Below are 24,782 nucleotides of genomic sequence, written 5' to 3'. Positions count from 1 at the left end.
TACGAATAGCTCAACTAATCTCCCTGGTGCTCAAGCTTAACCATGTATTCCTCTGTGTATGACAGAAGAGTGCTAGATATGCTTGAGAAAAATCGAGAAGACTGATCTAGAAGCCGGCTCTAACCTAAGCAAACTGCACAAAAAATGGATGGTTCCGTAGAAGACCATCCGTGATATGCAAGCTTAGACCTTTGAATATTGTATTTGTATTAACCTTAGCGGCGGCGGGGCTCATTTGACTTTGGCCGGTAAATTTACCGACGTGCTGCCTGACGGCCACGGCGCTCACCTGGGTGGGCACCTCCAGGTCGACAGCGTCTCCACGCATGCACCGTCGGGCGCCATTATCGTTCCAGACGCCCATTTGCTTTTCACCGGCGATTTCAAGCGCGCGGGTGTCGACCTCGTTCTGTCGGGCGACGGCCGCGAGATGGTGCTGCACGACTATTTCAAGGGCGAGAAGCGCGCAGCCCTGGCATCACCCGATGGCGCCCATCTGACCGGCGATATTGTCAACGCGCTGACCGGTCACCTCCAACTGGCGCAGGCCGACGGCAGCCCGAGCGTGGCCCAGGTCATCGGTCATGTGACCAAGCTCGTCGGCACCGCGACCGCGATCCGCAACGGCGTTTCAATCATTCTGAACAATGGCGACAACGTCAACAAAGGCGACGTGGTCCAGTCCGGCTCCGATTCGACGCTCGGCATCACCTTCATCGACGGCAGTGTGTTCGGCCTCGCGTCGAATGCCAGAATGGTGCTGAACGAAATGATTTACGACCCGAACGGGTCGAACAATTCGTCGCTGATCAGCCTGGTGCAGGGCACGATCTCGTTCGTCGCCGGCGCGACCGCCAAGAAGGGCGACATGAAGGTCGACACGCCGGTCGCGACCATGGGCATCCGCGGCACCGCGGTACTGGTCGAAATCGACTTTGCCGTGCCGGGCCAGGGCGGCGCGCCGCCGGCGAAATTCCAGGTGCTGGTCGAACCCGACGGCACCACCGGCTCCTACATCCTGTTCGACAAGACCACGATGACGCCGATCGCGACCGTCAATCAGGCCGGCACGCAGACCATCGTCAGCGGCCAGGGCACGGTCAATTTTCTCTCGTCCGTGCAGCTGTCGCCGGATGCGCAGAAGATCATCTCCGATGTCTTCCAGCTGAAATTCACCGACCTGAACAATCCGCAAACGCTGCAGCGTCTTGGCTCTGCGCCGATTTCGGAAACCATGTACATCAGACTGGCGGGCGGGGAAACCGTGCCCGTGACGCTGACGGTTACCCCGATTATCGACACGCCCATTCGTACGACCACCAACACGACCGTCAGATCGACCGACCACATTCCGGGGCCGCCTGACGTTGTCACCTCCAATGCGGCCTTCACCGAGCGCGCCGGCCTGACCGGCAGTGCCGCGCAAGATACGTTGACCGGCGAGATCGCGTATTCCGACCTCAATCCGGGCGACGTGCCGACCGCCCAGGCGAGTTTTGCCTCGTTCAAATATGAGAACGCGCAACACAGCGACGTCACCGCATCGCTGACGGCGGAGCAGGTAGCCGCGATCAAGGCGGTGGAAGTGCCGCTTATCGTGGTGCAGGATCCCAACCAGAAAAACCGCGGCACGGCGACCTGGACCTACAGCGTCCCAGACGGCGCCTTCGACTTCCTGGCCGCCGGCGAGACCTTGACGCTGACCTATCTGGCGCGGGTCGACAATAATTTCGCGGCGAACAACGAGATCACGTTCAAGACCTTCACCATTACGATAACCGGCACCAATGACGCGCCGACCGTCGTCACCCGCGGCGGCACCGTCATCGAGCGGGACGGCACCGGCAATACCACGATCGATACGATCTCGGGTACGGTCAGCTTTACCGATACCGATTTGACCGACCGTCCGGTGGTGAGTGCGGCGCTCTCGACCAGCGAGCCGTTCCGATACCTCGACGCGCAGGGGCATAACGTCACCGCGACGCTGACGCAGGCGCAACTGGATGCGATTGCGGCCGTCAAAATTCCCTTGAAAGTGGTGCAGGGGGGCGGAAACGGCCATAACGGTTCGGCGACCTGGACTTACAGCATCGCCGACCATGCCTTCGATTTCCTCGCCAAGGGCGAGACGCTGATCCTCAACTACGTCATCAAGGTCGACGACGGCCATGGCGGCGTGGTGTACACGCCGGTCAGCATCTCGATCAACGGCGCCGACGTCACCGTGATCGGCACCAACGACGTCCCCACCATCGCGACGACGGACGACGCGTTCGCCGAACTGTCGAACCCTGATCAGCCCAATCCGACGGGATCACCGACACCGGATACGGCATCAGGCACGATCACCTTCACCGACGTCGATCTGACCGACCGGCCGGTGGTGAGCGCGGCCTACACGTCCTACAGTTACGTCGGCGCGGCACAGAATCAGTTGTCGCTGACGGCGCAGCAATTGGCCGACGTGGCCGTGGCGCTCGATGTGTCGCAGGCGGCAGGCAATACCCATAACGGTTCGGCGAACTGGACCTACACTGTCGCCGACGGCAAGTTCGACTTTCTCGCGGTCGGCGAAATCCTGACGCTCACCTATACCGCCAAAGTCGACGACGGCCGTGGCGGGGTGATCACAAAGCCGTTCACGATCACCATCACTGGAACCAACGATACCGCTGCCATCACGACGACGAACGCAGCTTTCACGGAAATGGCCGGCACCGGCAATGCCGCGCTAGACCATGCCGGCGGCACCATCAACTTCACCGACGCCGACCTCAGCGACCGGCCGGTGGTGAGCGCGCAGTTCTCGAACTACGGCTACAAGGCGGCTGACGGCACCACCAATCTGACGCTGACGCCGCAGCAGGTGAGCGACCTCGCCGCCGCGCTGTCACTGACGCCGGCCGGCGGCAATACCAACGCCGGCTCGGTGAACTGGTCCTACGACGTCGCCGACAACAAGTTCGATTTCCTCGCCGATGGCGAGGTCCTGACGCTGACCTATGTTGCGACCGTCAACGATGGTCATGGCGGGGTCATTACCAAGCCGATCACCGTCACCGTCACCGGAACCAACGATGCGCCGACGGTGACCGCGGTGAATGCGGGCACGCTGACCGATACGGCCATCAACGACAGTTTTGGCAATCTGACGGGTACGCTGGTCGGATACGATGCCGATCATGACGAGACCGCGTCGCTGAGCTACAGCGCTCTCGATTTGACCAGCCATCCCGTGAACTCGGCCATCGCAGGCCAATATGGTTCGCTGACGGTGAATGCCGACGGCACGTGGAGTTATGTCGTCAACGCCACTGTCATCAACGCCCTGCATGCCGGCGCCTACACCGACACGTTCACGGTGCAGACGTCAGACGTTCACGGTGCCATCGGCACCGCCGTGCTCACCGTGCACGTCAATGGTGCCAACGACACCCCGACGCTCGCGGGCGTGGCCGCGGGCAAACTGACCGATGGCGCTGACAACGACAGTTTCGGCGATCTTACGGGAATTTTGGTCGGCAACGACCGCGACAGCGGCGAAACCGCGACGCTGCAATACGCAGCACTTGATGCCGGCAATCCCGTCAACTCGGCGGTAGTAGGCCTCTATGGCTCGCTCACGGTGAACCCCGACGGCACCTATACCTATGTCCCCAATGCGGCCGTCATCAACGCGCTGCATGCCGGCTCCTATACCGACACCTTCACGGTGCAGACGATAGACGTGAACGGCGCCATCGCCACCGCCGTTCTGACGGTGGACGTGACAGGCGACAACGATACGCCGACGCTGGGCGCCGTGACCGCGGGTAAATTCACGGACGGTGCGGCAAACGACAGTTTCAGCAACCTTGTGGGATTGCTGAACGGCCATGATCGCGACAGCGGCGAAACCGCGACGCTGGAATATGCTGCGCTCGACGGCGGCAATCCGGTTAATTCTGCGCTAGCGGGCCTCTATGGTTCGCTGACGGTGAACCCCGACGGCACCTATACCTATGTCCCCAATGCGAGCGTCATCAACGCGCTGCATGCCGGCTCCTACACCGACACTTTCACGGTGCAGACGTCAGACGTCAACGGCGCCTCCGGCACCGCGGTTCTCACGGTGGACGTCACCGGCGCCAACGACGCCCCGACGCTGGCGGCAGTGAATGCGGGAACGCTCACCGATACCGCGGGCAACACCAATTTCGGCAACCTGACCGGCACGCTGGTTGGGGCGGACCTCGACAGCGGCGAGACGGTTTCGTTGCATTACGCCGCGCTCGATGCCTCAAGCAACGCCGTGACAACGGTGGTCGGCGACTACGGTTCGCTGACGGTGAACGCCGACGGCACTTACCGCTATGTCGCCAATGCCGCGGCGATCAACGCGCTGCATACCGGCTCCTATGTCGACACCTTCACGGTGCAGACGTCAGACGCGAACGGCGCCACCGGTACCGCTGTTCTCACGGTAGACGTGATCGGCGCCAACGACGCGCCGACGCTGGCGGCCGTCAATGCCGGCACGCTCACTGACACGGCGGCGAACGACAGTTTCGGCAATCTGACCGGCGCGCTGGTCGGCGCCGACCTCGACAGCGGCGAGACGGCGTCGCTGCATTATGCGGCGCTCGATGCCGCAAACAGCGTCGTGGCAACCGTCGTCGGCGACTACGGCTCGTTGACGGTGAACGCTGACGGCACGTACAGCTATGTCGCCAATGCGGCGGCGATCAACGCGCTGCATGCCGGCACCTATGCCGACACCTTCACCGTGCAAACGTCAGACGTGAACGGCGCCACCGGTACCGCTGTTTTGACGGTGAACGTGACCGGCGCCAACGACGCACCGACGATGGCGGCGGTCAATGCCGGAACGCTGGCCGATACGGCTGCTAACGACAGCTTCGCCGATCTGACCGGCACGCTGGTTGGGGCGGATTTCGACAGCGGCGAAACTGCGTCGCTGCACTATGCCGCACTCGATGCCGCAAACAACGTCGTGACGACCGTCGTCGGAAACTACGGCTCGTTGACGGTGAACGCCAACGGCACTTACAGCTATGTCGCCAATGCGGCGGCGATCAACGCGCTCAACCCGGGCTCTTACGCCGACCTCTTTACGGTGCAGGTCGCCGACGCAAGTGGCGCCCTCGGAACAACGACGCTGACGGTGGACGTTACCGGCGCCAATGAAGCGCCCGTGCTGCGCGATTCGATCCCGACCAGTCTCGTAATCGAAACCGATCAATTCCACCTCGGCGTGGACGGCAATGGCGTGACAACGGTGACGGGCCTTTACGTCACCGATAGCGCCCCCTCGGCAGCGACCGAAACCATTACGCTCACCACGGCGACCGGCGCATCGCCGGCCAGTGGTTCTACGCCGTCGACGGACACGGGCTCGCTCGCGCATATCAACGCGACGCTGGACGACGGTGTCACCTACGACCCCGGCAGCAGCCAGGCGCAGACCGCTTCGCTCGTTTTCACCGTCGCCGACAGCCTTGGCGGCTCGGACACGGTCAATTTCATCTTCAACCAGGGCGGCGCGGGTCCGGACATCAGCCTGACCGGCACCTCAGGCAAGGACGTCATCTTCGCGACCGAAAACACCGACACCCTGACAGGCGGCGCGGGCGCCGATCAGTTCGTGTTCAGGACCAGCGACGGCCTCGACACCATCACTGATTTCACCCCGGGTCAGGATCATATCGACCTGAGGGCGTTTTTGGCGATCGATTCGTCCAATATCGATGACTGGCTTTCGAGCCACGCGGCGACCAGCCCGGCCAACTCCGCGGACGTGCTGATCACGGTGGACGATGACAAGAGCATCCTCCTCAAGCATGTCGCTCTTGGCAGCCTGCACGCCGGCGACTTCATCGTGTCGCCGCACGCCTGATCCCGATCTTTCCTGTCGACCTTCCGCTCGGCGGGGTTGAAGGACCGATCCGCCTGACCTCCAAATCCGGACCATGCGTATTCTTGGCGAGCGAAGTAGTTCGCCAGAACAATGGCGCGACTGGAAGTATAAAGCCGATTATCTTAGGCTTCAGACTGAAGAGCGCCGGGGTCCCATAATGCTGCGGCGCGGGTCGCAACCCGTTGGAACAATCTGCCTGCCCGTGATACCGAAGCAGCATGAAGCGGCTGAGAATATTCTTGCGGTGGTTCAAGCGGCGCTTTGGCTATGCCCGGCTGGCCTGCGTTGCGCTGCTGATCGGGTTTGCCGCGCTGCGCGTGTGGGACCCGGCTCCGGTCGAGGAGATCCGCGTTCGAACCTTCGACGCCTTCCAGCGCGTCGACCCTCGCAAGAAGACCGCACGTCCGGTCACCATCGTCGATATCGACGACAAGAGCCTGGAAAAGCTTGGACAGTGGCCTTGGCCGCGGACGCGGCTGGCGGATCTGGTAACGGAGCTGACCAATCTCGGCGCCGTCGTGATCGCCTTCGACGTGGTGTTTCCGGAGCCCGACCGGCTCAACCCGGAATTTGTCGCCGACACCTACCGCAATCTCGATGAGGAAACCCGCAGCCGGTTGCGCTCGCTGCCGAGCAACGACCAGGTTTTCGCCGATGCCATCCGCGCCTCAAGGGTGGTGCTGGGTGAATCGGGTTTGCCGGAAGAACTGGGTGTGCTCGACAAGACGCTTCCGGTGACCGGGCTTGCGATGCTCGGCGAGGAGCCGCAGCGCTTCATGTTCGAATTCCCCGGCCTGCTGCGCAACACCAAGGTGCTGGAGCACGCAGCGGCCGGGCGCGGGCTATTCACCGTCAAGCCTGAACGCGACGGCATCGTGCGGCGGGTGCCGATGATCATGCAGGCGCAGGGCCAGACCATGCCCTCGCTGAGTTTCGAGATGCTGCGGGTCGCCACCGGTTCGGGTACGATCCTGATCAAGGCCGAAAAGGGCGGCATCAAGAGCCTCGGCATCAAGGGCTTTCAGTTGCCGACCGACGGCAATGGCCAGCTTTGGGTCCATTACGCCCGGCACGATGCCTCACTCTATGTCCCGGCGATCAACGTGCTGGAAAAGACCGTTGCGCCCGAGAAGATCGCCGGCAAACTGGTGTTGATCGGCACCTCGGCCGTCGGTCTCAACGATATCAAGACCACGCCGGTGTCGCGAGCCATGCCGGGCGTGGAAATCCATGCCCAGGTGCTGGAGAGCGCGCTGACCGGGGAGGTGATCTCGCAGCCGATCTACGGCATCTCGATCGAATTCGCCACCGCGGTCTTGTTCGGATTATTGGTGATCGCGTTCGCGCCCTTGTTCGGACCGGTCACGCTGGTCGCCCTCGGAGCGGCGTTTGCCACCGCGCTGATCGGAACGTCCTGGTATTTCTACTCGCAGCACCGGCTGCTGATCGATTTCACCTATCCCTTGATATCGACGACGTCGATCTATCTCACGCTGATCTTCTCGAGTTTCGTCCGGGAGCAGAAGCAGCGCAAACAGATCCGTAACGCGTTCTCCCAGTACATGTCGCCCGCGCTGGTCGCGCAGCTGGCGCAGTCGCCGGAGAAGCTCGTGCTCGGCGGCGAGGAGCGCGAGATGACCATCATGTTCTCCGACATGCGTGGCTTCACCTCGATCTCGGAGACCTACAAGCGAGACCCGCAGGGCCTCACCGCGCTGATGAACCGCTTCCTGACGCCGCTGACCAACGCCATCCTGCACCGCAAGGGCACCATCGACAAATATATGGGCGACGCCATCATGGCGTTCTGGAACGCGCCGCTCGACGACAAGGATCACCAGCTCAACGCCTGCGAGGCGGCGCTCGATATGCTGGAGCGTGTCGACGAGCTCAATCAGGAGCGGATGGAGGAAGCCGAGGAAGAGGGCCGCCCGTTCATTCCGCTCAATGTCGGCGTCGGACTCAATACCGGAACCTGCGTGGTCGGCAACATGGGGTCGGACATGCGGTTCGACTATTCGGTGTTCGGCGACAGCGTCAATCTGGCCTCACGGCTGGAGGGCCAGTCCAAGGAATACGGCTTCCCGATCATCGTCGGCTCGAAAACCGCGCTCGCGGTCAAGGACAAGTTCGCGATCCTCGAACTCGACTTCATCATGGTGAAGGGCAAGAAGGAGCCCGAGGTGATCTACGCGATCGCCGGGCGGGAGGACACCGCGCAGTCCGGCCGTTTCCAGCGCTTGCGCAACCTGACCATCGAAATGCTGGCCTGCTATCGCGGCCGCGACTGGCAAGGCGCGCTGGCGGCGATCGAACGCGGCCGCCGCACCGACGAGGTGCGTTCGCTCGAGCTGTTGTTCAATCTCTACGAAGCGCGAATCCGCAACTTCCAGGACGCCCCGCCGCCGGAAGACTGGAACGGCGCGTTTGCGCTGCTGACGAAGTGACGCACCGCTGTCGTCACCCGCGCAGGCGGGTGACCCAGTATTCCAGAGACGCCAGCGATAAAATCGATAGGCCGCAACGTACTGGCTCCCCGCATGCGCGGGGATGACGACCGTTGGTTGGGCGGCGTTCGGTAACCCCTCACTCCAGCCCGATCGTCGTCAAATCCTGAAACCAGTGCTGCGCCTGCACGAATTTCTTCACCTTGGGCGAAAGCGCATGCGGGTTGGTGTCGTGCACCACCCAGACCAGCACGGCGTCGTCGACGATCTGGGCGTGGGCCTGTGCCAGCAGTTCGTCCTGCTTGGCGGCATCGAAGGTCTGCTTGGCTTCGTCGATCAGCGCGTCGACCTTTGGCGACTTGTAGCCACCCCAGTTGACGCCGACAGGCGCGATCTGGCCGGAGTGGAAGAAGCGCACGATGGCGTAGAGCGGATCCGAGGTGACATAGGCGATGTTGTTGGAGGTGATGCCGGCGTTCATCTCGTCGGCCGCGCCCTTGCGCCAGTGCGTATATAACGTCTCGAGCTCGACCACCTTGAAGTCGATCTCGATGCCGATTTCCTTGAAGCTCTGCTGCAGGAATTCGTTCATCGGCAGCGACAGCATCTGTCCGGTGCCGCCCTGCGCGATGATGAAGGTGGCCTTCAGCGGCTTCTGCCTGGAGTAGCCGGCTTCCTCGACCAGTTTTTTTGCCGCCGCCACATCATGCTTGAGCTCGAAAGTCGGCTTGCCAAACCAGGGGCTCGACGGATCGACCTGGCCCTTGGCGGGCTTGGCCAGGCCGTTCATCAGGCCGACGACGCCTTCACGGTCGATCGCGAGGTTGAGCGCTTTGCGCAGGCGGATGTCGGTCCAGGGCGAACCCGGCAGCACGCTCAAGTGATAATTCCAGACATGCGGCGTGATGTTGTCGACGATGCGCATTCCGGCGGACTTCAGCTGCGGCACCGCGTCAGGGGCCGGCGTTTCGATCAGATCGACCTGGCCGGCGAGCAGCGCATTGGTGCGCGTCAGCGCTTCCGGCATCGGAATCAGGACGATCTTGTCGGCCTTTGGAATTCGCTTCTTGTTCCAGTAATCCGCATTCTTGGTGAGTTCGGCGAGTTCGCGCGGCACCAGCTTTGTCAGTTTGAACGGGCCGGTGCCGGAAGGCTGGCTGGCGAACTTGTCCCAGTCCTTGCCGAGCTTTTCATATTGGGCGGGGCTCGAGACCAGGAACCAGAGCATCTGGTAGGGGAAGAACGAATCCACCGCCTTGGTTGATATCTCGATGGTGTCGTCGTCGATCTTGGCGTAGCTCGCGACCGAGGGCAGGCGGGTCTTCACCTGCGCGCTCTGGCGCTTGTCGAATTGCGGTGCCTTTTCGTTCAGCACCTTGTCGAGATTCCAGATCACCGCGTCGGCATTAAACGCACTGCCGTCATGGAATTTGACGTCCTTGCGCAGACTGAAGCGCCATTTGGTCTTGTCCTTGTCGTCGACCTTCCATTCCGTCGCGAGCCCCGGCACCAGCTTGCCGGGCCGGTCGGCCACGTCCATTTCCCAGGCCACCAGCGGATCGTAGATCGTGTAGGCGCTGAACTGGTAGGCGCCGGCGCCGCGGTCCGGCTGACCGGTGGTCAGCGGGATGTCCGCCATCGAAATACCGTAGCGCACAACGGATTCTGCCCTTGCTGAATTCGTGGGCAGTCCGGCATACAAGCAGAGTGCCGCCGCTGTGGCAGCAAGAAGCATCGAAATCCGATTGCGCATGAATTAAGCTCCATAGAACGGGGTTCGGAGCTGAAAAATGCAAGCTTGGTGCCAGATGGAGCATGGATACGCGCTTGCATGCATACTCACAGGGAGTCGTGCGGCTAATCGCCCCTCGGGACGCGCCGTCCTTGGCACAGGCGTTGCATAACTCTGCATAAGAATTAGTCACCCAAAGTCTGAGAAGGGATTGCTGCATATGCGTAACGAGAGGTTCAAGAAAACCGCCGGGAAAACCGCCAAGGCCTGGATGCTGGCGACGGCGATAGTGGTCGGCCTGCCGCTGGCCGCCAGCGCCGAAACCGTGCTGCGCATCGGCATGACGGCTGCCGATATTCCGCGCACGCTGGGTCAGCCGGACCAGGGCTTTGAGGGCAACCGTTTCACCGGCCTCACGATGTATGACGCGCTGACGCTGTGGGATCTGTCCTCGGCCAGCAAAGCGAGCGTGATGATCCCGGGCCTCTCGACCGAATGGAAGGTCGATGAGGCCGACAAGAAGAAGTGGACCTTCAAGCTTCGTCCCGGCGTCACCTTCCACGACGGCTCGCCGTTCAACGCCGACGCCGTGGTCTGGAACGTCGAGAAGGTGCTGAAGCAGGATGCGCCGCATTTCGACGCCAGCCAGGTCGGCGTGACAGCCTCGCGCATGCCTACGCTGGCCTCCGCGAAGAAAATCGACGATCTGACGGTGGAATTGACCACCAAGGAGCCCGACAGCTTCCTGCCGATCAACCTGACCAATCTGTTCATGGCGAGCCCGGCCAAGTGGCAGGCATTTTACGACAAGGCTGAAGGCGCCGACGCCAAGGCCAAATCGCAGGCCGCCTGGGCCGCGTTTGCGCGCGATGCCTCCGGCACCGGTCCCTGGAAGATGTCGAAGTTCACGCCGCGCGAGCGGCTCGAACTGGTCAAGAACGAGGGTTACTGGGACAAGGCGCGCGTTCCCAAGGTCGACAAGATGGTGCTGCTGCCGATGCCGGAAGCCAATGCCCGCACCGCGGCGTTGCTCTCCGGTCAGGTCGACTGGGTCGAGGCGCCCGCGCCCGATGCGGTCAAGGAAATCAAGGCACGCGGCTTCGCGCTGCAGGCCAACGAATCGCCGCATGTCTGGCCCTGGCAGTTCTCGCGCATCGAGGGTTCGCCCTGGAACGACATCCGCGTTCGCAAGGCCGCCAATCTGTGCATCGATCGTGAAGGCCTCAAGGAGGGCCTGCTCGCCGGGCTGATGGTGCCGGCGACCGGCACCTTCGAGCCCGGCCACCCCTGGCGCGGCAAGCCCACCTTCGAGATCAAGTATGACCTGAAGGCGGCGCAAAAGCTGATGCAGGAGGCCGGTTACGGTCCGTCGAAGAAGCTGACGGTCAAGACCCAGACCTCGGCGTCCGGCTCCGGCCAGATGCAACCGCTGCCGATGAACGAATATCTGCAGCAGGCGCTGGCTGAATGTTACTTCGACGTCCAGCTCGACGTCATCGAATGGAATACGCTGTTCACCAACTGGCGCCGCGGCGCCAAGGACGCGTCCGCCAACGGTGCCCACGCCACCAACGTGACCTATGCGGCGATGGATCCGTTCTTCGCGCTGGTGCGCTTCCTGCAGTCAGGTATGGCGCCGCCTGTCTCGAACAATTGGGGTTACATCAACAATCCCAAATTCGATGAGCTGGTGACCAAGGCACGCCAGACCTTCGACCCCGCGGCGCGCGATGCGGCGCTCGCCGAACTGCATGCGGCCTCGGTCGACGATGCCGCCTTCCTCTACGTCGCCCATGACGTGTCTCCGCGCGCCATGAGCCCGAAGGTGAAGGGTTTTGTGCAGCCGAAGAGCTGGTTCGTCGACTTCTCGCCGGTGACGATCGCGCCGTAAGGAACGGCATTCTAAGCCCGCGGTGCCCCCTCTCCCCTTGTGGGAGGGGGTGGCTTCGCGAAGCGAAGACGGGTGAGGGGTTCTCTCCGCGGACACGCCTCTCTCATTCGCGATGACTGTGTCTGCGGATAGAACCCCTCATCCGGCGCGCTTTGCGCGCCACCTTCTCCCACAAGGGGAGAAGGAAGAAAGAATGTCTCGTGCTCGTCTATATCGCCCGCCGTATCGTCTATGTGATCCCGATCGTGGCCAGCGTGGCGCTGGTGTGCTTCCTCTTGGTCCACATCACGCCGGGCGATCCCCTGGTGGCGGTGCTGCCGGCGGATGCCAGCCAGGAACTCGCGGCGCAATTGCGCACCGCCTATGGCTTCGACCGCCCGCTGCCGGTCCAGTTCGGGCTCTGGCTGTGGCGTGCGCTGCATGGTGATCTCGGCAATTCGATCGCGACGGGCCGTCCGGTGCTGTCGGAGGTGCTGCGCGCGGTCGGCAACACCGTGACGCTGGCGATCGCCGCCGCCGCGATCGGCTTCACGCTGGGTTTGTTCTTCGGCCTGATCGCCGGTTATTTCCGCGACACCTGGATCGACAAGGTCGCGACCTCGATCGCGATCGCCGGCGTCTCCGTGCCGCATTACTGGCTCGGCATGGTGCTGGTCATCATCTTCTCGGTGCAGCTCAACTGGCTGCCCGCGGTCGGCGCCGGTCCCGGCGGCTCCGGTGCGTGGGGCTGGGACTGGGAGCACATGAAATATCTCATCCTTCCCGCGATCACGACATCGGTCATTCCAATGGGCATCGTCACCCGCACGGTGCGGGCCCTGACCGGCGACATCCTGAGCCAGGACTTCGTCGAGGCCTTGCGCGCCAAAGGGCTGCGCGAGACCGACGTGTTCCGTCATGTCATCAAGAACGCCGCGCCGACCGCGCTTGCGGTGATGGGCCTTCAGCTCGGCTATATGCTCGGCGGCTCGATCCTGATCGAAACCGTGTTCTCATGGCCGGGTTCTGGGCTGCTGCTGAATTCGGCGATCTTCCAGCGCGATTTGCCGCTGCTGCAAGGCACGATCCTGGTGCTGGCGCTGTTCTTCGTAGCCCTCAACCTCCTGGTCGATATCGCGCAAGCGTCGATCGATCCGCGCATCAAGCGGAGCTAGCATGATCCGGAAAAGTGGGAACCGGTTTTCCGAAAAGATCATGCTCAAACAAAAAGAGCGTAGCGCATGAGCGCGATCACAGATACCGCCCTGCAGGCGGCGCCGGCGACCCAGGCGCGGGGCTATTGGGCCACCGTCGGCCGCCGCATCCGGCGCGACAAGGTCAGCATGGTCTGCGCCTTCATTCTGGTGCTGATCTTCATGTCCGCGCTGCTGGCGCCATGGCTCGGCCTCGCCGATCCCTATCAGGGCTCGATGATCCGCCGGCTCCGCCATATCGGCACGCCGAACTATCCGCTCGGCACCGATGAGCTCGGCCGCGACATGCTGGCGCGGCTGATCTATGGCGGCCGGCTGTCGCTGATCATCGGCATTCTGCCTGTGATCCTCGCCTTCTTTATCGGCACCTCCCTGGGCTTGGTCGCCGGCTATGTCGGCGGCAAGCTCAACACCGCGATCATGCGCACCGTCGACGTGTTTTATGCGTTTCCCTCGGTGCTGCTGGCGATCGCGATTTCCGGCGCGCTGGGCGCCGGCATCGTCAACTCCATCGTCTCGCTGACCATCGTATTCGTGCCGCAGATCACCCGCGTCGCCGAGAGCGTCACGACAGGCGTTCGCAACATGGACTTTGTCGAGGCCGCGCGCGCTTCCGGCGCCGGGCCCTTCACCATCATGCGTGTGCACATGCTCGGCAACGTGCTGGGCCCGATCTTCGTCTACGCCACCGGCCTGATCTCGGTGTCGATGATCCTCGCCGCCGGCCTTTCGTTCCTCGGTTTGGGTACAAAACCGCCGGAGCCGGAATGGGGCCTGATGCTCAACACGCTGCGCACCGCGATCTATGTCAATCCGTGGGTCGCGGCGTTGCCCGGCGTCATGATCTTTGCGGTGTCGATCTGTTTCAATCTGCTCAGCGACGGCATGCGCAGCGCCATGGACATCAGGAACTGACGCGATGACCGAGACCAGCCCGTCAGTCGAAGTTCTGGAAAAGGTCGAGGATGTCGGCGGCGCCGCGCAGCCGCTGCTGCAGGTCAGTGGCCTGACCAAGCATTTCCCGGTGCGCGGTGATCTGTTCAGCGCGCGCAAGACCGTCCGCGCGGTCGACGACGTCTCGTTTTCGATCGCCAAGGGTGAAACAGTCGGGATCGTCGGCGAATCCGGCTGCGGCAAGTCGACCACCGCGCGGCTTCTGATGCATCTGATGAAATCAGATGCCGGCGATATCATCTATGACGGCATGCAGGTCGGCCGCGCATTGTCGCTGCGCGATTTGCGCCGCGGCATGCAGATGGTGTTTCAGGACAGCTACGCCTCGCTCAACCCGCGCCTCACCATCGAGGATTCGATCGCGTTCGGCCCGAAGGTGCATGGCATGGCGGATGCCGCCGCGCGCACGCTGGCGCGCGAACTATTGGGCAAGGTGGGCTTGCGGCCCGAGACTTTTGCAAATCGCTATCCGCACGAGATTTCCGGCGGCCAGCGGCTGGTGATCCTCGACGAAGCGGTATCGGCGCTCGACAAGTCGGTTGAAGCCCAGGTGCTCAACCTGCTGGCCGACCTCAAGCGCGAATTCGGCCTCACCTACCTCTTCATCAGCCACGATCTCAACGTGGTGCGCTACATCAGTGATCGCGTGCTGGTGATGTATCTCGGCGAGGTCGTCGAGCTCGGTCCGGTCGACAAGGTCTGGGATGAACCGGCGCATCCCTACACGCGGGCGCTGCTGGCGGCGATGCCGTCGGCCGATCCCGACAACCGTACCCAGACGCCGCCGATCTCGGGCGATCCGCCCAATCCGATCGATCCGCCGCCCGGCTGCCGGTTTCACACCCGGTGTCCATACGCGGAGCCGCTCTGCGCAAATGCGACGCCAAAACTCAGCGACCTCGATACAATGGGCCACCAGGCGGCGTGCTACATGGCCATTCCGGGATCAGGACACAGCCGCGCACCGGCCAAAGAAACGACCAAGAAAAACGCATAAGGGAGCAAATCCGCAATGACAAAACCCAGTCCAAAAGAGGTCAAGGTCATGACCGATGTCGCGGGCGTGCCGGCGAGTGCCGAAGTCGCCGAGCGGATCGCCAATTCCATCGGGCCGGCGTTCGAAGGCTTCGCGCCGGTCGCCGGCACCCTGCCGTTCGATCTGGAACCCGCGAGCTTTCTTCTGGCGCAGAACCTCGGGGTGTCGAAATGAGCACCGAACCGGCACTGATGTCGCTGGTGTCGGTCGCCAGGGCGATCGCCAGCAAGGAAGTTTCGTCGCGCGAGGCGACAAAATCCTGTCTCGACCGCATCGCGCAATGGCAGCCGCGGCTCAACGCCTTCATGGCGATCGAGGCGGAGGAGGCGCTGGCGGCGGCCGACGCCGCCGATGCCGATCTTGCCAAGGGCAACAATAGGGGCGTGCTGCATGGCGTGCCGATGGCGCACAAGGATATGTATTACGAGGCCGGCAAGGTCGTCACCTGCGGCTCGAAGATCCGCCGCGACTTCGTCGCCACCACGAATTCGACCGCGCTGCAGCGCCTGAAGGATGCCGGCACCGTCCGGCTGGGTTCGTTGCAGATGGTGGAGTTCGCCTATGGTCCGACCGGCCACAACCCGCATTACGGTCCGGTGCGCAATCCCTGGAATGTCGATCACATCACCGGCGGCTCGTCGTCCGGCTCGGGCTCGGCGGTCGCCGCCCGCCTGACCTTTGCCGCGCTGGGATCGGACACCGGCGGCTCGATCCGGATGCCCGCGCATTTCTGCGGCGTCACCGGGTTGAAGACGACGGTCGGTCGCGTCAGCCGTGCCGGCGCGATGCCGCTGTCGCAATCGCTCGATACGGTTGGGCCGCTGGCGCAGAGCGCGGAAGATTGCGCGCTGCTGCTCGGGTTGATGGCGGGCGCCGACCCCGACGACCTCACCGCTTCCACGCGGCCGGTGCCGGACTATATGGCGGCCACCAAGGGCTCGCTCAAAGGCCTCAGGATCGGCGTGCCGACCGCGTTCTATGTCGACGATCTCGATGCCGAAGTGGCGCGCGTTCTCGATGAGACGATCGCGACGCTGAAGAAAGAGGGCGCCGAAATCGTCTCGGTCGAGCTACCCGACCAGCGCCAGCTCACGGCCGCCTGCCAGATCGTGCTCGCGACCGAAGCCGCCGCGTTCCACAAAAGGTGGATGATCGAACGGCCACAGGATTACGGCGCGCAGGTGCTGATGCGGCTGCAGAACGGCCTCGCGATCCCTGCGGTGTCGTATCTGGAAGCAATGCGCTGGCGCGGTCCGGCGCTGGCGGCGTACCTTGCGGCGGTCACCGGCACCGATGCGGTGATTGCGCCGGTCGCGCCGATACCGGCGGCGACCATCGCCGAGAGCGATGTCGGCAACAGCCGCGACGCCGAGGCCGTGATCCAGCGGATCACGAAATTCACCCGCCCGGTCAACTACCTCGGCCTGCCCTCGCTTTCGATTCCCTCGGGCTTCACCAAAAGCGGTTTGCCGGTCGGCCTGCAATTGATCGGCCGGTCCTTTGATGAGGCCATGCTGCTGCGGATCGGCGCCGCGTTCCAGCGCGCCACGGACTATCATAAACAGGTACCCAAACCGGCATGACCAACCTCGTCGAAATCCGCGATCTCAGCATCCGCTTCACCGGCGAGCGCACCGTGCACGCCGTCAACGACATCTCGCTCTCGCTCGGCGAGGGCGAGGTGCTCGGCCTGCTCGGTGAATCCGGTTCGGGCAAGAGCGTGACCTTGCGCGCGCTGATGCGGCTGTTGCCGAAGAAGCGGACGCAGATTTCGGGCAGCGTGAATGTTCTCGGCCGCGACGTGCTGGCGTTGAACGACGAGGAATTGTCGAAGTTTCGTGGCCAGACCGTATCGATGATCTTCCAGGAGCCGGCGCTGGCGCTCGATCCGGTCTACACCATCGGCCGGCAGATTTCCGAATCCGTGATGCGCCATGAGGGCAAGAGCGAGAAGGAGGCTACTGCGCGGGCGCTGGAAATGCTCGAAGTCGTACGCATTCCCTCCGCCAGGCGCCGCCTCGATGCCTATCCGCACGAGATGAGCGGCGGCATGCGGCAGCGCGCGATGATCGCGCTGGCACTGGCCTGCAAGCCCAAGATCCTGCTGGCCGACGAGCCGACCACGGCGCTCGACGCCACCGTGCAGATCCAGATCCTGCTGCTGCTGCGCGAGCTGCAGCGCGAGTTCGGCATGTCGGTGATTTTCGTGACCCACGACATCGGCGTCGCCATCGAAATCTGCGACCGCGTCGCTGTCATGTATGCCGGACAGATCGTCGAGCAGGGCAAGCTGCGCGACATCGTGCGGACGCCGATGCATCCCTATGCGCGCGGGCTCCTGGCGTCGACCACCCACGGCGCCAAACGCGGCCAGCGGCTGGAGACCATCCCGGGCACGCCGCCATCGCTCGACAAGGCGCCGGTGAACTGCTCGTTCGCACCGCGCTGCAGCGTGGCGCAGCCGCGCTGTACCGAGCAACTGCCGCCCAACGTGCAGGTTGCGCCGGATCGAATCGCGCGCTGCGTCCTGGCCGAACCGGCCGAGGCCGCCGCGGGCTGAGCGCGCGGGCGTTATCTCACAACTCGTCATGCCCGGCCTTGTGCCGGGCATCCACGTCTTTGCTGCACACAAGCAAGAAAGACGTGGATGGCCGGGCATAGGCGAGTGGAAGCGACGCCGTCCTTCAGACGGCTATGCCCAGCCATGACGGAGAGTAATATCTATCCGCCCAAGCCCGGATCCGCCCATTGTTCGATCTGGGCGGGACCCACGACCTGCTTGGGCTGGTGCGGGTTGAGCGTGCCTGCGCTCGCAGACCAGCCCTTCGCCAGGATCTGCATCGCGAACAGCTTGGCGTCGACTTCCGATTTAAATTTGCGGGTCGTACGGACCATGCTCGTCGCACTCTCGTCGGTCCGGTCCGGCCCAAAAGTTACGTACCAAATATCAGGTTGCGTCATTGCCGGATAACGCGGATTGCGATTGACAGTTCCACGACGGACCGGCGTGGCGGGCTGATTCAGGTCGTCACATCAGGGAATTGCCGGTAGTCTAAAACCGTGGCGTCAGGCCACGCGCGCGAACCGGGGAATCCAAGGGTGCACGTATCCAACCAGGCATTTTGGTCATCCTGCTTATCGGGCTCGTCGCCGGCTGGCTGGCCGGCAAGATCGTGCGCGGCACCGGTTTTGGCCTGATCGGCGACATCCTCGTCGGCATCGCCGGCGCGCTGGTTGCAAATCTTCTTTTGCCCAAGCTCGGCATCCACATCGGCACCGGCGTGATCAGGGAGATCATCAATGCCGGGATCGGCGCCGTGATATTGCTGCTGGTGGTGCGGGCGGTGCGCGGCCGGAGGTAGCGGTCGAAGCGCTCGCGTGGGTCGAGGCCTTCGGTATCAAAGCTCCGCCGATGCCTGCCGGTGCAGGCCCGGGGGGCGAGGAACCTGCCATGATCCGCAGGACCGCGCCCCGGTCATCAGCGGGTCCGGGCGGAGCGCCGAAAACCCCACCCCGGAGCTGTTTGCCCCGTCCGTCGGCTGATTTCCCGGTGTTTCGCCCAGACGTTCGGCCGGCCCCGGGCATGAACCGCATTCAGGTTAACGTGACTTAAATAGACGCTGGCCACAAACATCGGTAGAACCAGCCCGTTAGCTAATCCCTTTTGCAGAGACTCGAATTGATGGCAGCTGCTCCCGGTGTCCGGCGGACCGAACTCGGTATTGCGCTGCGCGCCTGTCGCAACGCGTTTATCGGCGTCGGCGTCATGAGCTGCATGATCAATCTGCTGTACCTGACCGGCTCGATTTTCATGCTGGAGGTCTATGACCGCGTGATTCCGAGCCGGAGCGTGCCGACCCTGATCGGCCTGGTCGTGCTCGCCGGCGGATTATACGTCGCCCAGGGCGGCCTCGACCTGATCCGGGGCCGGATTCTCGGCCGCATCGGCACCGCGCTCGATGAAGCCATCAATGCCCGCGTGTTCGATACCGTCGTGCGCCTGCCGCTGATGGTGGGCGCTCGCAATGAAGGCCTGCAGCCGCTGCGCGACCTCGATAACGTGCGCTCCTTCCTCGGCAGTCAGGGGCCGGGCGCGTTTTTCGATCTGCCCTGGCTGCCATTCTACCTCGCCATCTGTTTCGCGTTCCACTGGTTGCTGGGTCTTACCGCGCTGGTCGGCGCCATCATCCTGGTGATCCTCACCGTGATCACCGAAGTGATGTCGCGCCAGCCGGCCAAAGACGCCATGACGCTGGCGGCGCGGCGCAACGATCTGGCGGCGACCAGCCGGCGCAACGCCGAAGTGCTGGTCGCGATGGGCATGGCCGGACGGCTGACCAAGCGCTGGACCGAAGCCAACGAGAGCTATCTGGCCGGCAACCAGCGCGCCAGCGACGTCGCGGGCGGCTTAGGTGCAATCGCCAAGGTGCTGCGCATGATGCTGCAATCGGCGGTGCTGGCGGTCGGCGCCTATCTGGTGATCCATCAGGAGGCGTCCGGCGGTATCATCATCGCAGGCTCGATCCTGAGTGCGCGGGCGCTGGCGCCGGTCGATCTGGCGATCGCGCACTGGAAAGGCTTTGTCGCGGCGCGCCAGAGCTGGCATCGCCTCAACAAACTGCTCGAACAGATCCCGGCGCAGAGCACCCAGACCCTGCTGCAGAGCCCGTCGAAGCGATTGTCGGTCGAGGGCGTCACCATCGTGCCGCCCGGCGATCAGCGGGTCATCGTCCAGGATGTCACTTTTGCGGTCGAGGCCGGCACCGGCGTCGGCGTGATCGGGCCCAGCGGATCGGGCAAGTCGTCGCTGATACGCGCACTGGTCGGCGTCTGGATGCCGGTGCGCGGCAAGGTGCGGCTCGATGGCGCCGCGCTCGACCAATGGTCATCAGACGTGCTCGGCCGTCACGTTGGCTATCTGCCGCAGGACGTCGAATTGTTCGCCGGCTCGATCGCCCAGAACATTTCCCGTTTCGATCCCGACGCCAAATCGGATGCGATCATCACCGCGGCCAAGGAGGCCGGCGTGCATGACATGATCATCAAGATGCGCGAGGGTTATGACACCCAGATCGGCGAGCAGGGGACCGCGTTGTCGGCCGGGCAGGCGCAGCGCGTCGGGCTGGCGCGGGCGCTGTTTGGTCATCCCTTCCTAATCGTGCTCGACGAGCCGAACTCCAACCTCGACACCGAGGGCGACGAGGCGCTGACCCGCGCGGTTCGCGGCGCGCGCGAGCGCGGCGCCATCGTGATCGTGGTGGCGCACCGGCCGATCGGCATCGAGGCGGTCGACCAACTGCTGGTGCTCAAGGATGGCCGCATGCAGGCGTTCGGGCCGAAGGAAACCGTTCTCGGCCAGGTGCTGCAGCGCGCCGTCCCGCCGCCGCCCGCGCCGATCAAGATCGTTGCCCCAGGAGCCAAATCATGAGCGAGGAGTTGAAAGGCGCCCGCCGTTCGATCCGGTCGCATCTGGTGGTCGGCCTGGCGTTGATGCTGGTGCTGGTGGGCGGATTCGGCGGCTGGGCCTCGACGGTGCCGATCTCGGGCGCGCTGATCGCGCCGGGATCGGTGGTGGTCGATTCCAACGTCAAGAAGGTGCAGCACCCGACCGGTGGCGTGGTCGGCGAAGTGCGGGTGCGCGACGGCGATACCGTCAAGGCCGGCGACGTCGTGGTCCGTCTCGACGAGACCGTGGTCAAGGCAAGCCTGGCGATCGTCGTCAAAACCCTCAACGGCCTGTTGGCGCGCGCGGCACGGCTGGAGGCCGAACAGCGCGGCACCGACAAGATCAAGTTTCCCCCGCTGCTGGCCGATCGCGCCGACGATCCCGACGTCAGGGACGTCATGGCGAGCGAGACCAAATTGTTCGAGGTTCGTGTCAACGGCCGCGCCGGGCAAAAGGCCCAGCTGCGCGAGCGGGTCATGCAGCTCAATGAGGAAATCGAGGGCCTCTCGGCGCAGGAGAAGGCCAAGGACAAGGAAATCGCACTGGTCGAAAAGGAACTGGTCGGCGTCCGTCAGCTCTACGACCAGCGGCTGATCCAGATTTCGCGCCTGACCACGCTGGAGCGCGATTCCGCCCGCCTGTCGGGCGAGCGCGCGCAGTACATCGCCTCGCGCGCGCAGGCCAAGGGCAAGATCACCGAGACCGAACTGCAGATCATCCAGATCGACAAGGAACTGGTCAGCGAGGTTTCCAAGGATTTGCGCGAGACCAACGACAAGATCGGCGAATTCGTCGAGCGCAAGGTCACCGCGGAAGATCAACTCCGCCGCATCGACATCCGGGCGCCGCAGGCCGGCATGGTGCTGCAGTCGACGGTGCATACCATCGGCGGCGTGATCACCGCGGGCGACGCCATCATGATGATCGTGCCGCAGGCCGACGATCTGTCGGTCGAAGCCAAGGTCAATCCGCAGGACATCGACAAGCTGCAGATCGGCCAGAAGACATTGCTGCGGCTATCGGCCTTCAACCAGCACACCACGCCGGAGCTGAACGGCAAGGTCACCAGGGTGTCGGCCGACGTCACCACCGAGCAGCGCACCGGGCAAACCTATTACACGATCCGCGTCTCGCTGCCGCCGGAAGAAGTCGCCCGCCTCGGCGCCAACAACAAGCTGATTCCGGGAATGCCGGTGGAAGCCTTCGTGCAAACCGGCGACCGCACCATGTTCTCGTATCTGATGAAGCCGCTGAGCGATCAGCTGATGCGCTCGTTCAGAGAGAAGTGAGTTACTGTCGTCCCGGCCTTGAGCTCAGATGCGCAATTGCGCATCGGGGGGATCCATACGCCGTGTCGGTTATGAAGAGAGACGGTGTTTGACGACTGGTATCTACCCACGAAAGCCTGTGGTTATGGGTCCCGGCTCAAGGCCGGGACGACGAAAATCAATAGCACCGCGTGATGTTGATGGTCGTATGACCATTACGTCCGGGAACCGTGACGGGCTCCGAGGAGCAGCTCGACACGTAGGGCCGGTCGGACGGGACAACGTTCGGCGGATAGCGATGCGCCCAATCCCAGGGCACGTCATAGGTATAGGTGTAACGGATGTCGCGCGTGGTGGATTGGGGCGCTTCGACCACGGTCTCGCCATTCGACGGCGAATAGTAATAGCCGCCGCCTCCCGGCCAGAAGGTCCCGACATTGTGCCGGCGGTGATGCCCGAAACCATGGACGGCCGGTGAATGGGGGCCCGCACGCACGCCACCCGGCGCTGTTCCTGATCTTGCGAATGTATCGCCCGCGGCAAGCAAAAGCGCGGCTGCGCTGAGAGACGCGACAAGCGCCGAATGCATTCTATACGCCATGGCACATACCAATCGTTGGTTTCCAGGCGGCTCCCCCAAACCGCTCCCTGTACGCTAGGTCGGGCCTTTCGGGCCCGCAAACGCATACTTAATGATTGGTTAAGATGTAACGTTAATAGGGCCATCTTTCATCGAATATCTGGCGATACCGCTGCGACCAATTGGACGCGCCGGTTCCATGTCAATCGATTACGCGGAAAGACGACGGCTATGACCGCCGGTCATATTCGTCAGGTCCCATCGCCCAGGCCCATTGCTCGTGGCCGGGCGCGTAGGTGCGGTTGGTCTCGGCCGGGTTGCGGTTGACCAGCGGCCGCATGAACATCGGGTGGGTGGCGCTGCGCACCTCGTGCTCGACCGTGAACAGATGCTTGCCGCTGTCGAGGTCGACGATGTCCTTGAAGCGGTACTGGTACGGGTTGTCCTCCTGTGAGACCAGATTGCGCTCCAGCAGCTTGCGGTAGGGGCCCGAGAAGTCAGTGATGTAGATCTGCACGTGGTGGCCGTCGAATTCCGGCTGCTTCCGGTCGGTCTCGCGGAACTGCAGATATTGGTCCTTGCCGGCCTTGACGCGCGCCATGGTGCCGTCGCCGTTTTTGAGTTCGGCCGGCATCCCCATGATTTCGGGGTAGAAGCCGCAAATGGCTTTCGCGGTGCCGACCGGCACGTCGAATTCGACGTAGGGAATGCCGAGCGTGATGCGGCCGAAGCGCGCGGCGTCCGGCTCATAGCAGCGCACGCGATTGCCCCAGGGACAGATCGCCTCGACATGATCATTGTGTTCGCGATACGCAAATTTGGTGCCTTCGAGCTTTTTGGCGACCGACGCCAGCCGCTCCAGCAGCGCTTCGCGGCCGGAGATGACGATGCCGGTATGGCCGCGCAGCACCTGCGCCTCACCATCAGGCAAATGAAACTGGCTCTTGCCGACATTCACCCACATGTTGGTGTCCGACACCATCAGATAAGGGTCGCGCGTCAGTCCGAGCCCGGTGACATAGAACAACGTCGCCAGCCGCTGATCGGGCACGAAGACGTTGACGTGTTCGAAATGGATCGAGTTGCCGAGGTCTTCCGCGGCGCGGTCGAACGGCTGTTGCATGGCTGCGATCCCCCGAGGTTTCAGCGGATTATAGTCAGGCGTGGTGCCATGATCCAGCCGTCGCCGCGACGAGCTGGTATCTTCCCCGAGCGCATCACGGGCATCGCCGATCAGACATTTCAAAGGGTGCGGCGGATGCAGGGATTGGTGATAGGATGGTTTCGATGAGTGAGCGATCGGAAAGCCGGGATGCTGCGGCGCAGGCCGTCGTCACGGCGCGACCACAGACGGGAGCGGGTGCCGAGATGATCACAATCCCCCAACTGACCGCGCAAGCCCTGGGTTCGTTCCTGTCACGGGAAACCGAGGGACGGTTCGGCTCCTCGCATTCCGATCTGACCAAACTCCTGCCCTTTGCCGCGCGGCTGACCCTGGAGTGCATCGGCAACAGCGATGCGCTGTATCACAACATCGAGCACACCATGCTGGTGACGCTGGTGGGCCACGACATCCTGGTCGGCCGCGCGCTGGCGCGCGCCACCACGGCCGACGATTACGCGAACTTCATCATGGCCTGCCTCGCCCATGATATCGGATATGTCCGCGGCGTCGTCCAGGGCGACGAGGATGACGCCTTCGTTGCTGATCTCAGTGGCCGCAAGGTCCAATTGCCGGTTGGCTCGTCCGACGCGGCGCTTGCGCCCTACCATGTCGATCGCTCAAAGCTGTTCGTGATCGAGCGACTGGATGCCGTGGAGGAAGTCGACGCGGCCCGGATTGCCCGGGCGATCGAATATACCCGCTTTCCCTACGCGACCAGCCCGAACGACGGTGATGACCTCAACGAGGAGGAAGGATTGCTGCTGCGCGCAGCCGATCTGATCGGCCAGCTCGGCGATCCCAACTACATGCGCAAGTCGAATGCGCTGTTTTACGAGTTCGAGGAAATCGGGTTGAACAAGACGCTGGGCTACGCGACGCCCGCCGACATCGTTTATCGGTTCCCGCAGTTCTACTGGACCAACGTCGCGCCGCAGATCCAGCTTGCGATCCGCTATCTCAACGTCACCTCCAGCGGCCGGCAATGGATCGCCAATTTGCACAGCAACGTCTTCCGGGCGGAGCGGGAGGTGAATCTGTCCGGACCGCAGCGATGACGCATATTCCGGCGTCGTCCCGCCTTCGCGCTAGGGCATGCACACATGTCTGAGGCTCCATCCTGCGGCGGCGGCGTGGAAGTATTCGAGGCCGT

17 protein-coding genes are annotated in these 24,782 nt (G+C 63.3%); 13 read left to right on the top strand and 4 right to left on the bottom strand.

What is annotated here, in order from left to right; genetic code table 11:
- The first annotated feature begins 241 nt into the window (after positions 1 to 241).
- Together JQ574_RS32400 and JQ574_RS32395 are read left to right on the top strand one after the other, a co-directional pair.
- Positions 242 to 5,899: a VCBS domain-containing protein gene (locus tag JQ574_RS32400; RefSeq protein WP_212209385.1), complete on the top strand. Its 5,658-nt coding sequence runs from the start codon at positions 242 to 244 to the stop codon at positions 5,897 to 5,899.
- 239 nt (positions 5,900 to 6,138) lie between these two features.
- Positions 6,139 to 8,367: a CHASE2 domain-containing protein gene (locus tag JQ574_RS32395; RefSeq protein WP_212209386.1), complete on the top strand. Its 2,229-nt coding sequence runs from the start codon at positions 6,139 to 6,141 to the stop codon at positions 8,365 to 8,367.
- Positions 8,368 to 8,506: 139 nt separating this feature from the next.
- On the opposite strand, the gene JQ574_RS32390 is transcribed toward JQ574_RS32395, so the two are convergent.
- Positions 8,507 to 10,120 (bottom strand): ABC transporter substrate-binding protein, encoded by a 1,614-nt coding sequence (locus tag JQ574_RS32390; protein WP_409363407.1) that lies wholly within the window; start codon positions 10,118 to 10,120, stop codon positions 8,507 to 8,509.
- Positions 10,121 to 10,370: 250 nt separating this feature from the next.
- Between JQ574_RS32390 and JQ574_RS32385 the strand changes: the two genes are divergently transcribed.
- The 7 genes from JQ574_RS32385 (at position 10,371) to JQ574_RS32355 (ending at position 17,733) form a co-directional block, all read left to right on the top strand.
- Entirely contained in the window at positions 10,371 to 11,990 is a 1,620-nt protein-coding gene (locus JQ574_RS32385; RefSeq protein ID WP_249119751.1) for an ABC transporter substrate-binding protein, read from the top strand.
- A 200-nt stretch (positions 11,991 to 12,190) separates the two neighbouring features.
- Entirely contained in the window at positions 12,191 to 13,144 is a 954-nt protein-coding gene (locus JQ574_RS32380) for an ABC transporter permease (protein WP_212209388.1), read from the top strand.
- A 66-nt stretch (positions 13,145 to 13,210) separates the two neighbouring features.
- A complete protein-coding gene (locus JQ574_RS32375; protein WP_212209389.1) occupies positions 13,211 to 14,098 on the top strand; it encodes an ABC transporter permease in 888 nt (295 codons plus the stop codon).
- 4 nt (positions 14,099 to 14,102) lie between these two features.
- Positions 14,103 to 15,134: an ABC transporter ATP-binding protein gene (locus tag JQ574_RS32370; protein ID WP_212384175.1), complete on the top strand. Its 1,032-nt coding sequence runs from the start codon at positions 14,103 to 14,105 to the stop codon at positions 15,132 to 15,134.
- A 15-nt stretch (positions 15,135 to 15,149) separates the two neighbouring features.
- The gene (locus JQ574_RS32365; RefSeq protein ID WP_192737026.1) at positions 15,150 to 15,347 is read left to right on the top strand and encodes a hypothetical protein; all 198 of its coding nucleotides are present in this window, start codon (positions 15,150 to 15,152) and stop codon (positions 15,345 to 15,347) included.
- On the top strand, positions 15,344 to 16,756 hold the full coding sequence (locus JQ574_RS32360) for an amidase (protein ID WP_212209391.1): 1,413 nt from the start codon (positions 15,344 to 15,346) through the stop codon (positions 16,754 to 16,756). The genes JQ574_RS32365 and JQ574_RS32360 overlap by 4 nt, the downstream gene beginning before the upstream one ends.
- Complete coding sequence (locus JQ574_RS32355; RefSeq protein WP_212209392.1) at positions 16,753 to 17,733, top strand: ABC transporter ATP-binding protein; 981 nt, start codon at positions 16,753 to 16,755, stop codon at positions 17,731 to 17,733. The genes JQ574_RS32360 and JQ574_RS32355 overlap by 4 nt, the downstream gene beginning before the upstream one ends.
- Before the next feature lie 161 nt (positions 17,734 to 17,894).
- Here the strand turns inward: JQ574_RS32355 and JQ574_RS32350 are convergent, their stop codons facing one another.
- On the bottom strand, positions 17,895 to 18,068 hold the full coding sequence (locus JQ574_RS32350) for a hypothetical protein (RefSeq protein ID WP_212209393.1): 174 nt from the start codon (positions 18,066 to 18,068) through the stop codon (positions 17,895 to 17,897).
- A 224-nt stretch (positions 18,069 to 18,292) separates the two neighbouring features.
- Here JQ574_RS32350 and JQ574_RS32345 point away from each other — a divergent pair, with 224 nt between their 5' ends.
- The 3 genes from JQ574_RS32345 (at position 18,293) to JQ574_RS32335 (ending at position 21,908) form a co-directional block, all read left to right on the top strand.
- Positions 18,293 to 18,535, top strand: coding sequence for a GlsB/YeaQ/YmgE family stress response membrane protein (locus JQ574_RS32345; RefSeq protein ID WP_212209407.1), 243 nt, complete (start codon positions 18,293 to 18,295; stop codon positions 18,533 to 18,535).
- 320 nt (positions 18,536 to 18,855) lie between these two features.
- Positions 18,856 to 20,601, top strand: coding sequence for a type I secretion system permease/ATPase (locus JQ574_RS32340; protein WP_212209394.1), 1,746 nt, complete (start codon positions 18,856 to 18,858; stop codon positions 20,599 to 20,601).
- Positions 20,598 to 21,908, top strand: coding sequence for an HlyD family type I secretion periplasmic adaptor subunit (locus JQ574_RS32335; RefSeq protein WP_212276567.1), 1,311 nt, complete (start codon positions 20,598 to 20,600; stop codon positions 21,906 to 21,908). Before JQ574_RS32340 ends, JQ574_RS32335 begins: the two co-directional genes overlap by 4 nt.
- Positions 21,909 to 22,065: 157 nt before the next feature.
- Here the strand turns inward: JQ574_RS32335 and JQ574_RS32330 are convergent, their stop codons facing one another.
- Positions 22,066 to 22,383 (bottom strand): hypothetical protein, encoded by a 318-nt coding sequence (locus JQ574_RS32330; protein WP_312014918.1) that lies wholly within the window; start codon positions 22,381 to 22,383, stop codon positions 22,066 to 22,068.
- A gap of 313 nt (positions 22,384 to 22,696) precedes the next feature.
- Positions 22,697 to 23,590 carry a VOC family protein gene (locus JQ574_RS32325; RefSeq protein ID WP_212209397.1) on the bottom strand — a complete coding sequence of 298 codons (894 nt, stop codon included), beginning with the start codon at positions 23,588 to 23,590 and terminating at the stop codon, positions 22,697 to 22,699.
- A gap of 245 nt (positions 23,591 to 23,835) precedes the next feature.
- On the opposite strand from JQ574_RS32325, the gene JQ574_RS32320 reads away from it, so the two are divergent.
- On the top strand, positions 23,836 to 24,687 hold the full coding sequence (locus JQ574_RS32320; protein WP_212209408.1) for a metal-dependent phosphohydrolase: 852 nt from the start codon (positions 23,836 to 23,838) through the stop codon (positions 24,685 to 24,687).
- Positions 24,688 to 24,782 lie beyond the last annotated feature (95 nt).

This window comes from Bradyrhizobium sp. AUGA SZCCT0158, from assembly GCF_018130065.1.
Taxonomy (GTDB): Bacteria; Pseudomonadota; Alphaproteobacteria; order Rhizobiales; family Xanthobacteraceae; genus Bradyrhizobium.
This window is presented reverse-complemented; position numbering and strand designations above follow the sequence as displayed.

Coding starts and splice junctions, on each gene's coding strand:
- JQ574_RS32395 (WP_212209386.1), top strand. CDS start 6,139: ATGAAGCGGCTGAGAATATTCTTGCGGTGGTTCAAGCGGCGCTTTGGC.
- JQ574_RS32390 (WP_409363407.1), bottom strand. CDS start 10,120: ATGCGCAATCGGATTTCGATGCTTCTTGCTGCCACAGCGGCGGCACTC.
- JQ574_RS32385 (WP_249119751.1), top strand. CDS start 10,371: ATGCTGGCGACGGCGATAGTGGTCGGCCTGCCGCTGGCCGCCAGCGCC.
- JQ574_RS32375 (WP_212209389.1), top strand. CDS start 13,211: ATGAGCGCGATCACAGATACCGCCCTGCAGGCGGCGCCGGCGACCCAG.
- JQ574_RS32370 (WP_212384175.1), top strand. CDS start 14,103: ATGACCGAGACCAGCCCGTCAGTCGAAGTTCTGGAAAAGGTCGAGGAT.
- JQ574_RS32365 (WP_192737026.1), top strand. CDS start 15,150: ATGACAAAACCCAGTCCAAAAGAGGTCAAGGTCATGACCGATGTCGCG.
- JQ574_RS32360 (WP_212209391.1), top strand. CDS start 15,344: ATGAGCACCGAACCGGCACTGATGTCGCTGGTGTCGGTCGCCAGGGCG.
- JQ574_RS32355 (WP_212209392.1), top strand. CDS start 16,753: ATGACCAACCTCGTCGAAATCCGCGATCTCAGCATCCGCTTCACCGGC.
- JQ574_RS32350 (WP_212209393.1), bottom strand. CDS start 18,068: ATGGTCCGTACGACCCGCAAATTTAAATCGGAAGTCGACGCCAAGCTG.
- JQ574_RS32340 (WP_212209394.1), top strand. CDS start 18,856: ATGGCAGCTGCTCCCGGTGTCCGGCGGACCGAACTCGGTATTGCGCTG.
- JQ574_RS32335 (WP_212276567.1), top strand. CDS start 20,598: ATGAGCGAGGAGTTGAAAGGCGCCCGCCGTTCGATCCGGTCGCATCTG.
- JQ574_RS32325 (WP_212209397.1), bottom strand. CDS start 23,590: ATGCAACAGCCGTTCGACCGCGCCGCGGAAGACCTCGGCAACTCGATC.
- JQ574_RS32320 (WP_212209408.1), top strand. CDS start 23,836: ATGATCACAATCCCCCAACTGACCGCGCAAGCCCTGGGTTCGTTCCTG.